At 49.7% G+C, this 6,715-nt stretch carries 3 protein-coding genes and 5 pseudogenes; 5 read left to right on the top strand and 3 right to left on the bottom strand.

Annotated features, from left to right (window positions below; all coding sequences use genetic code 11):
• Positions 1-93: 93 nt before the first annotated feature.
• A pseudogene (locus ACJBF3_RS25650) lies at positions 94-309 on the bottom strand (NAD(P)-dependent dehydrogenase); the annotation flags it as partial.
• Between the two features lie 248 nt (positions 310-557).
• Here ACJBF3_RS25650 and ACJBF3_RS25645 point away from each other — a divergent pair.
• From ACJBF3_RS25645 to ACJBF3_RS25625, 5 genes and pseudogenes are all read left to right on the top strand, one after another.
• Positions 558-911 (top strand): hypothetical protein, encoded by a 354-nt coding sequence (locus ACJBF3_RS25645; protein WP_022631167.1) that lies wholly within the window; start codon positions 558-560, stop codon positions 909-911.
• Positions 912-936: 25 nt separating this feature from the next.
• Complete coding sequence (locus tag ACJBF3_RS25640) at positions 937-3,954, top strand: Tn3-like element IS3000 family transposase (RefSeq protein ID WP_004199413.1); 3,018 nt, start codon at positions 937-939, stop codon at positions 3,952-3,954.
• 79 nt (positions 3,955-4,033) lie between these two features.
• Positions 4,034-4,519: pseudogene (locus ACJBF3_RS25635) on the top strand (Tn3 family transposase); the annotation flags it as partial.
• 75 nt (positions 4,520-4,594) lie between these two features.
• Positions 4,595-4,996: pseudogene (locus ACJBF3_RS25630) on the top strand (helix-turn-helix domain-containing protein); the annotation flags it as partial.
• A 95-nt stretch (positions 4,997-5,091) separates the two neighbouring features.
• Positions 5,092-5,736: a quinolone resistance pentapeptide repeat protein QnrB1 gene (locus ACJBF3_RS25625; protein WP_014386481.1), complete on the top strand. Its 645-nt coding sequence runs from the start codon at positions 5,092-5,094 to the stop codon at positions 5,734-5,736.
• 91 nt (positions 5,737-5,827) lie between these two features.
• Here the strand turns inward: ACJBF3_RS25625 and ACJBF3_RS25620 are convergent.
• Both ACJBF3_RS25620 and ACJBF3_RS25615 read right to left on the bottom strand, forming a co-directional pair.
• Positions 5,828-6,559: pseudogene (locus ACJBF3_RS25620) on the bottom strand (SDR family oxidoreductase); the annotation flags it as partial.
• A gap of 49 nt (positions 6,560-6,608) precedes the next feature.
• Positions 6,609-6,715 (bottom strand): annotated as a pseudogene (locus ACJBF3_RS25615) (IS6 family transposase); the annotation flags it as partial.

The raw sequence follows: 6,715 nt of genomic DNA, 5'->3' as shown, positions 1-6,715 counted from the left end.
AGCGTACGGCCCACAGAATGATGTCACGCTGAAAATGCCGGCCTTTGAATGGGTTCATGTGCAGCTCCATCAGCAAAAGGGGATGATAAGTTTATCACCACCGACTATTTGCAACAGTGCCGTAATTAATACCTTGCGCCCATTCAGGCGACCGCTTCCCTGATAGCTGTCTTCTCCATGATCGGGGCGCGGTTGCATTTTCCCCGCCAGCCCGGGAAAGGGCTGCTGCTGCTGTTGAAAAGGCGGCGCCGGAAAACGCGCAGAATTGGTTTTATTGATGGTCTTTTTTTCCTTGTTTAAGCCAGCCATTCAATTACCTCTCATTATTTATCACAAAGACTAATAAGCGTAGACCAAAATGAATGGCATGACCTATATTATCCAGCTACACTTAATTTTCTCGGAATATTACCCCCCCTACTTTCCTCTACCGTTGCGCTTATATCCCCACCAACGTTAGATTTAATTTAAACAATATTATTTGAGACTTATCCAGTTCGCAGTGTTAATAAATAGCAACCACACTTAACATTTCAACCTTGGCAAAAGGAGAACATATGAAATTATCCATAACGCCATTATTATGTTGTTTTTTATTGTCGCCAGCGCTTGCTGATGATAACGGCGGGTTGAAAAATGATACAGCTCCACCGCCAGCCCACGCTCTGGATGAAGGTTATCGTGGGACTGAAGATGCAAGAATCATGACTGTCGAACAGGCCAAAACGATGCATGACGGTGCGACCATTTCTCTGCGAGGTAATCTCATCGAGGATCAAGACGGAGACAAATTTGGGGTTCTAGGGATTTTCCGTCCAAAAACGACAAAGTGCTCTGGAGGCCCCGCCGTCTGTGGCCTCCAGAGGGGTATTACTTTTTTCGAGATCCCTATTTGGGCTCTGTTTGAGTAAGATTTAGTCTTTTTGGGCTAAATCCATGGCATTCGAAGAACGTGTCCAAATCTTGTCCGAGGCAGAACAAGATGAGTTATATGGACCCCCCGCTTTCACCTCCGCCGACCAACGCTTCTTTTTCTCGCTGAACGATAAGGAACTGGCGATCGCTAAAAGCCTCCGTCATCGGGGCCAGCGTTACATGCTGGTGGTACTGCTGGGCTATTTCAAAGCCAAGCCGGTGGTGCTGAATCCCGGCTTTCATCAGATCAAGCAGGACCTCAAATACGTTTATCAAACCGTTCTACCAGGCCCAGGCTGTAGACCCTTTAATCTCACGCCAAAAGAGAACGAACGGATTTACCAACGTGTTTTCCAGCTCTGCAACTACCAGCGCTGGAATGTCAAAGACCATGGAGCGGCGTTGAGAGATTACTTATCCCAGCAAGCCAGAGCCTGGACAGCGCCTAGGCACCTCTTCGATGCGGCCAATGAATATTGTTCGGGGCAGAAGATCGCAATCCCTGCCTACAGCACGCTGCAAAAGATCATCAGTCAGGTGGTGGGAGACGAACAGGAACACATGGCCGCGCACCTTGAGCGTGCAATGTCACGCGGTCTTAAGCAAGCACTGGCGGAGCTCGTGAACGGCACAGGTCCACTGCCGTTCCGACAGTTGCGACAATCGGCTCGTAACTTCACCGGAACCGAGTTGGAGAAAGAACTGATTGTCTATCGCCATATCCAGCATTGGATGCCGGAAGTGGATCTGCTGTTGAGCACGCTATCACTGTCGCAGAAAAATCTGCAACACTTGGCAGAGAAAGTCGACTACTACGGTGCCAAACTGAAACGTCAAACCGTAGGCAGCCAATGGCTGTATTTATTGTGCTATCTTCAAACGCGATGGCAGCAAGCGCTGGAACGTATTGCCGATGGCTTTGTGCATCATGTCAGACAGACCAAACAGAAGGCAAAGGATTATGCGCAGGAAGCGGTGTTTAAGGATTGGCAAAAAGCAGCTAAAAATGTCAGCAAGGCAGCTGAAGTACTGCACCTGTTCATTGATGACAGCATTGATCTGCAACTACCGTTTGCAACAGTAAGACAGCAAGCACTGAGCCTGCTGACCAAAAGGGATCTGGAATCTGTATGTCTCTTCCTGAACGAGCAGCGACGATCGGTCGATGAAGCCATGTGGCAGTACTGCGACGAGAAAGAAAGTCTGCGGAAAGGTTTGCTGCGAGAGTTGTTCCTATGTCTGCGCTTCGAAGGCTGCGACGGCACCCAGCACTTAGCGGCCGCCTTGGCGAAAACACAAAACGAACTCAACGGCCAGGACGCTCAGTTGCAAACTGCCGACACCAGACTCCTTTCCAAAAAATCACGTGAATTCCTGCTGGATGGTGAAGGGAATATCCTGATCGATCGTTATGAGTGGTTCCTCTATCAACAGATTCCTGATCGCCTGAATGGCCAGCTGACGCTGCCTGATATCACTAAATACCGGGCACTCGACGCCGACCTGATCGACGGGGAACATTGGCGAAAAAACAAATATACGCTGCTTCAACAGAGCCATTTTACAAAATTAGCGGAGGAGCCTGAAAAGCTGATCAAACAGATGGCCATGGAATTGGATACCCGTTTGTACGAAGTCGGCGAATATCTTGAACAGGAAGACAACCGGAATATCATCTTGCGTAATCCGCAGGGTAAACGCTTCTGGCGCCTGCCTTCGGCCAGCAAACATCATCTGGTCAACAATCCCTTCTTCCAGCAAATTCCCACAACGGGGATTGCGGATGTACTGCGCATGGTTGATCGTGACACCGGTTTCATTGACTGCTTCGCTCATGTGCTGGGTTCCCAATCCAGAAGCCGTTCCCATGAATATGACCTGTTGGCAATTCTGGTCGGCAATGCAACCAATCAAGGCATTTACGGCATGGCACAGATCTCTGATCGTACCTATGATCAGCTCAGCACTATCCAGGCGAACTATCTTCGCCTGGAAACATTGAATGCTGCTAACGACAACATCAATAACGCGACAGCCAAGCTACCCATCTTCCGGTACTACAACATCCAGGAAGATGTGATCCACGCCAGTGCCGATGGTCAAAAGTTCGAAGCCCGGCGCGAGACCTTCAAAACCCGTTATTCGTCGAAGTACTTTGGCACTCAAAAAGGTGTTTCTGCCATGACCTTGATCGCCAATCACGCTGCGATCAACGCCAGAGTGATCGGCGCCAACGAACATGAATCGCACTACATCTTTGATTTGTTGATGAGCAATACGTCAGACATCATTCCGGATGTGCTCTCAACCGATACCCATGGGGTGAACCATGTGAACTTCGCGTTACTGGATCTGTTCGGATACCAGTTTGCCCCACGCTATGCCCAGGTTGGCAAAGTGATCAATGACATGTTTGATGTCAAGGAAGACAAAGAACACCGAATTCAGCTGTGCTTAAAAAAGCCAATCAATACCCATCGTATTGCGCAGCACTGGGATACCATCCAACGGATTGCAGTATCACTTAAGCAGCGGAAAACAACGCAAGCCACCTTGGTGAGAAAGCTCTCGGAGTACAAGCGCAATCACCCGCTGCTGGAAGCCCTGACGGAATACAATCGCCTGGTGAAAGCGAATTATCTACTGTGCTACATCGATGATGCCAGTTTAAGAAACTATGTTCAGCGCGCGCTGAACCGGGGAGAGGCCTATCACCAACTGCGTCGGGCCGTGAGCAGCGTCAATGGGGATCAGTTCCGGGGCAGTTCAGACGAAGAAATCCAGCTATGGAATGAGTGCGCTCGCCTGGTCACCAATGCCATCGTTTACTTCAACTCCAGGATACTCAGCCAGCTGTTGACCAGCTTCGAATACCAAGGAGATACCAAGAGAATAGATATCGTCAAACAGGCATCCCCTGTGGCCTGGCACAACATTAACCTCAAGGGGACTTACCACTTCGAATTGAGCGAAAAATTGCCAGATCTGGAGGAGCTTATGCGCTCAATCGAGGGATATTTACCCGTCAGCGAAAAGTAATACCCCTCTGGAGGCCACGGACGGCGCGGCCTCCAGAGCACTTTGTCGTTTTTGGACGGAAAATCCCTAGAACCCCACCTTGGTGAGAAAGCTCTCGGAGTACAAGCGCAATCACCCGCTGCTGGAAGCCCTGACGGAATACAATCGCCTGGTGAAAGCGAATTATCTACTGTGCTACATCGATGATGCCAGTTTAAGAAACTATGTTCAGCGCGCGCTGAACCGGGGAGAGGCCTATCACCAACTGCGTCGGGCCGTGAGCAGCGTCAATGGGGATCAGTTCCGGGGCAGTTCAGACGAAGAAATCCAGCTATGGAATGAGTGCGCTCGCCTGGTCACCAATGCCATCGTTTACTTCAACTCCAGGATACTCAGCCAGCTGTTGACCAGCTTCGAATACCAAGGAGATACCAAGAGAATAGATATCGTCAAACAGGCATCCCCTGTGGCCTGGCACAACATTAACCTCAAGGGGACTTACCACTTCGAATTGAGCGAAAAATTGCCAGATCTGGAGGAGCTTATGCGCTCAATCGAGGGATATTTACCCGTCAGCGAAAAGTAATACCCCTCTGGAGGCCACGGACGGCGCGGCCTCCAGAGCACTTTGTCGTTTTTGGACGGAAAATCCCTAGAACCCCATTTTGCCATTCAGATGTGCCGCGAGATCGGATTACCTCTGTTTCCGGGTTTTAGTGCCGAGGCCAGAGAAACTCTCCTCCACTACCGTTGGCCGGGCAATATTCGTGAACTGAAAAACGTCGTGGAGCGATCCGTTTACCGGCATGGAACCAGTGATTACCCGCTGGATGAGATAATCATTGACCCCTTCCGCCGCCACACTACTCAGCCGCAGGCGCCGGAAACTAAACCGATGTCTGTAGGGTTACCGCTGGATCTGCGTGAATTCCAGCAGCAGCAAGAGAAAGACTTTCTACAAACCAGCTTACAGCAGGCAAAATTTAACCAGAAAAAAGCCGCTGAATTACTGGGTCTGACTTACCATCAGCTTCGCGCTTTGCTGAAAAAACACCAGATTTAACGCACATTTGCAGATGTCATATTGGCGGATTTGACGCATAACCTCATCAGGGTTTACCATGACGCCATTACTGTATAAAAAAAACAGGTACAAATATGGCTCTGGCACTCGTTGGCGAAAAAATTGACAGAAACCGTTTCACCGGTGAGAAAATTGAAAATAGTACATTTTTTAACTGTGATTTTTCAGGTGCCGACCTGAGCGGCACTGAATTTATCGGCTGTCAGTTCTATGATCGTGAAAGCCAGAAAGGGTGCAATTTTAGTCGTGCGATGCTGAAAGATGCCATTTTTAAAAGCTGTGATTTATCCATGGCGGATTTTCGCAATTCCAGTGCGCTGGGCATTGAAATTCGCCACTGCCGCGCACAAGGCGCAGATTTCCGCGGCGCAAGCTTTATGAATATGATCACCACGCGCACCTGGTTTTGTAGCGCATATATCACGAATACCAATCTAAGCTACGCCAATTTTTCGAAAGTCGTGTTGGAAAAGTGTGAGCTGTGGGAAAACCGTTGGATAGGTGCCCAGGTACTGGGCGCGACGTTCAGTGGTTCAGATCTCTCCGGCGGCGAGTTTTCGACTTTCGACTGGCGAGCAGCAAACTTCACACATTGCGATCTGACCAATTCGGAGTTGGGTGACTTAGATATTCGGGGCGTTGATTTACAAGGCGTTAAGTTGGACAACTACCAGGCATCGTTGCTCATGGAGCGACTTGGCATCGCGGTGATTGGTTAGCATTCACGGAGCGGTAAGTACCGCTCCCGCCCTTATACAATAGTGTCCGCCCTTGCCTTAAAAGTCACTTTCGACGCACAGATCGTAAACGTTAGAGGGTTCCGGTCCCCCCATCAGAACACCAGACCTGACCAGACGTATAGCTGTTCTCCCGAGCGGCCAGGGTGACATAAAGCGGCGCGATTTCCACCGGTTGACCAGGGCGTCCCAGCGGCGCATTTGCCCCAAATTTCTCCACCTTTTCCTGCGGTTGACCACCACAGCACTGCAGTACAGTCCAGTATGGACCCGGCGCGACGGCATTGACACGGATCCCTTTCGGGGCCAGCTGTTTCGCCAGCGATTTAGTAAATGCCACGATAGCTGCTTTAGTCTGAGCATAATCAAGCAAGATTTCACTTGGCTCATAAGCCTGTACGGAGGAGGTATTAATTATCACGCTGTCTGGTGAAAGATGGGGTATGGCCGCTTTGGTGATCCAAAACATAGCGTAAACATTGGTTTTGAATGTTGCGTCGAAGTCTTCTGTGGTGAGTTCCTCAATTGACTCACAAAATTGCTGACGACCCGCATTATTGACGAGGATATCCAACCCTCCCAGTCCTTTTACCGCCTGTGTTACCAGATGACCGCAAAAAGCCTCATCACGGATATCTCCGGGGATGGCCAAAACATTTCTGCCTGCTTTTTTTATCAGATCGACCACTTCACGCGCATCGTCTTCTTCTTCAGGTAAATAGTTAATCGCAACATCAGCGCCTTCACGAGCATAGGCAATAGCAACAGCACGACCAATCCCTGAATCCCCACCGGTAATTAAGGCACTGTTGCAAAGTTAGCGATGAGGCAGCCTTTTGCCTTATTCAAAGGCCTTACATTTCAAAAACTCTGCTTACCAGGCGCATTTCGCCCAGGGGATCACCATAATAAAATGCTGAGGCCTGGCCTTTGCGTAGTGCACGCATCACCTCAATACCTT

It is taken from the genome of Enterobacter sp. PP-008-ECC_S150, assembly GCF_045257065.1.
GTDB lineage: Bacteria > Pseudomonadota > Gammaproteobacteria > Enterobacterales > Enterobacteriaceae > Enterobacter > Enterobacter chengduensis.
The sequence above is the reverse complement of the archived record's forward strand: the minus strand, read 5'-3'. Positions and strand labels throughout refer to the sequence as shown.

Bases quoted from the DNA above. Each gene is read 5' to 3' on its own strand.
- ACJBF3_RS25645 (WP_022631167.1), top strand. From the start codon at position 558: ATGAAATTATCCATAACGCCATTATTATGTTGTTTTTTATTGTCGCCA.
- ACJBF3_RS25640 (WP_004199413.1), top strand. From the start codon at position 937: ATGGCATTCGAAGAACGTGTCCAAATCTTGTCCGAGGCAGAACAAGAT.
- ACJBF3_RS25625 (WP_014386481.1), top strand. From the start codon at position 5,092: ATGGCTCTGGCACTCGTTGGCGAAAAAATTGACAGAAACCGTTTCACC.